The 2,896-nt window shown below is 62.7% G+C and carries 2 protein-coding genes; one reads left to right on the top strand and one right to left on the bottom strand.

The features are described from left to right. On the bottom strand, window positions 1–818 hold an 818-nt coding region (locus tag JWQ89_RS18110), incomplete at its 3' end, for a PAS domain S-box protein (protein WP_299643236.1). Window positions 819–1,118: 300 nt separating this feature from the next. On the opposite strand from JWQ89_RS18110, the gene JWQ89_RS18105 reads away from it, so the two are divergent. Next, window positions 1,119–2,882 carry an alanine--tRNA ligase-related protein gene (locus tag JWQ89_RS18105; protein ID WP_299643235.1) on the top strand — a complete coding sequence of 588 codons (1,764 nt, stop codon included), beginning with the start codon at window positions 1,119–1,121 and terminating at the stop codon, window positions 2,880–2,882. The last annotated feature ends 14 nt before the right edge of the window (window positions 2,883–2,896 follow it).

Genomic DNA, 2,896 nt, shown 5'->3' with positions numbered 1-2,896 from the left:
GGTTCGTAGCCGAAGAGCCGGTAGAGTTCCTCCGACCACCGCAGCGGGTTGACGTTCACATTGTCGAGGTTCGCCAGGTCGAGATCCCAGCTGCCGATGTGCGCGATCTGCTGCGCTTGGGCCAGGATCGCCTCGCTGCGCTGCATCGCCTCCTCGGTCCGCCGGCGCTCGGTGACGTCGCGGATGAAACCCGTGAACCGCGGCGGGTTCGCCCCGGCGATCCGCTGGATGGACACCTCGACTGGAAACTCCTTCCCGTCGGCGCGGAGCGCGGACATCTCCGTGCGCCGGCCGAGCACCCGGGCTTCCCCGGTGGCGAGGTAGCGCGCCAGCCCTTGGTGGTGGCGCTCGCGCATCGCCGGCGGCACGATGACTTCGCCCAGGTTGCGGCCCAGCACGTCGCGCGCCGCGTGGCCGAACATGCGCTCCGCCGCGGGATTGAATTCCACGATGCGCCCCTCGTGGTCGATCACCACGATGGCATCCAGCGCCGATTCGAGGATGGCGTGGAAGCGCTGCCGCGACACGTGCAACGCCTCGGTCAGCACACTTACCAGGCTGCCCACGACGAGGAACGCGAGCCATTGCGTGGACCTCAGGCTGGAGACGATCGGCGTCCCGCCCGGCTGCATCAGCAGGAAATAATCCGTCAGCGCCCCGCTCATCAGCGTGGCCGTCAATCCCGGACCCAGGCCGCCGAGATAGGCCGCGACGATGGTGGGAATGATGAATAGGATGACCATCGGCGCATCGCCGGGCCTGAAGCCCATCGCCAAGCGCGCCGCCAGCGTCAAGAGCGGCATCGTGACCGCGATCACATAGGCGAGTCCCTGGCGGCGCCGGGCCGCCCGGCGGTTTAAGGCCGTCCGCTCCTCACCGGAACCGGGTGAGGCGGGTGCCGCGGGGATTGAGGGAAGGACCGACATGCGAATGCGAACAACTGACAGCGAGGCCCGTCACCAACACGCGGCCATCCTCTCCGGAATGTTTTCCTTGGCAATAGCGATATCGGTGCGCGACCCCGCGAAATCCCCTCTTGCGCCCGCGGGCTCTGTCCTCTGACTTCCCTGTCCTCCGTAGCCTCGTGCGAAGGAGGATGTCTCGCTCACCTTGAACCAATGACCTCCGCCGAAATCCGCCAGTCGTTCCTCGATTTCTTCAAATCGAAACAGCACGCCATTGTCCCGTCGTCCTCGCTGATGCCGACGGCCCCCAACCTGCTGTTCACGAACGCCGGCATGAACCAGTTCGTGCCCTACTTTCTCGGCGATCAGACCGCGCCCTGGAAGCGCGTCGCCGACACGCAGAAATGCATCCGCGCCGGCGGCAAGCACAACGACCTCGAGGATGTCGGCTTCGATACCTACCATCACACGATGTTCGAGATGCTGGGCAACTGGTCCTTCGGTGACTATTTCAAGCGGGAGTCGCTGACCTGGGGCTGGGAGTTGCTGACGAAGGTCTGGGGCATTCCGCCGAAGCGCTTGTTCGCGACGGTTTATTCGCCCGACAAAGCCAAGGGTGACCCGTCGGACTTCGACCAGGAGGCCTACGACATCTGGGCAAAGATTTTCAAAGACGCTGGCCTCGACCCGGCGGTGCATATCGTCAACGGCAACAAGAAGGACAATTTCTGGATGATGGGTGACACCGGCCCCTGCGGCCCGTGCTCCGAGATCCATTTCAATTTACTCGAAAGTGACGACGAGGCCGCCGGCCGCGCGAACGTCAACTCGAGCAGCCCGCGCTGCATCGAGATATGGAACCACGTCTTCATCCAGTTCAACGCGAACGCCGACGGCACCTTCGCGCCGCTGGCGGCGAAGCACGTCGACACCGGCATGGGCTTCGAACGCGTCGCGGGCATTCATGCGACGACGAATGGCTTCAGGGATTTCGCCGCCGAGCCCTCGAACTACAATGCCGACGTCTTCAAGCCGACCTTCGACAAACTCACCGAACTTTCCGGCAAGATCTACACGAAGTCCGTCCCGACCAAACGCGACAGCCTGACCGCGCAGGAGCAGATCGACATCGCCTTCCGCGTCCTCGCCGACCACGCCCGCTGCGTCTCGTGCGCGATCGCCGATGGTATCCTTCCCGGCAACGAGGGCCGCAACTACGTCATCCGCCGCATTCTCCGCCGGGCCATCATGTATGGTCAGAAGAATCTCGGCCTGAAGACGGGCGATTTTGCCTCGCTGGTCGCGCCCGTCATCGAATCCCTCGGCAATGTCTTTCCCGAACTCAAGACCCAGCGCGTGATGGTCGAGAAGGCCATCCGCGCGGAGGAAGAGTCGTTTGGTAGCACCCTCGGCCGAGGGCTGGACCTTTTTTGGCAGGGCGCAACTTTGCTCGAAAGGGCAGAGGTCGATACTGGCCCCAGTATTCAAGTGGGCCGAACATACGTAGAGATCGGCGAAGCAATCATGCGAGACGGAAAACTTGTCAGAATCATCTCGGGCGAATTCGCTTTCTTACTATCCGATACTTATGGTTTTCCATTGGATATGACTCAAGTGCTTGCCGTTGAGCGGGGCATCGAAGTCGATGCCAAAGGCTTTGAACGCTTCATGGAAGAGCAGCGCAATCGCGGGCGCGCTGCCCGGAAGACTGATGTCATCGTCGCTTCCACCGAGGGCGAGGCTGTCGCCGCGGCGACAAAGTTTGTCGGCTACCAAATCGATGCGACCCACGCCACGCACTCAAAGCTCGTCGATGTCGTGAAGACCGAGAAGGACGCCTACCTCGTGTTCGACCAGACGCCGTTCTATGCCGAGATGGGCGGCCAGGTCGGCGACACCGGCCATGCGCTCATCAACGGCGCCAAGGTCGACATCCTCGACACCATCAAGGACAAGTCCGGCCGCCACCTGCACTAGGTTGCTGGAACTCT

Origin of the sequence: Devosia sp., from assembly GCF_028290645.1 — a bacterium.
Classification (GTDB): Bacteria; Pseudomonadota; Alphaproteobacteria; order Rhizobiales; family Devosiaceae; genus Devosia_A.
This window is presented reverse-complemented; position numbering and strand designations above follow the sequence as displayed.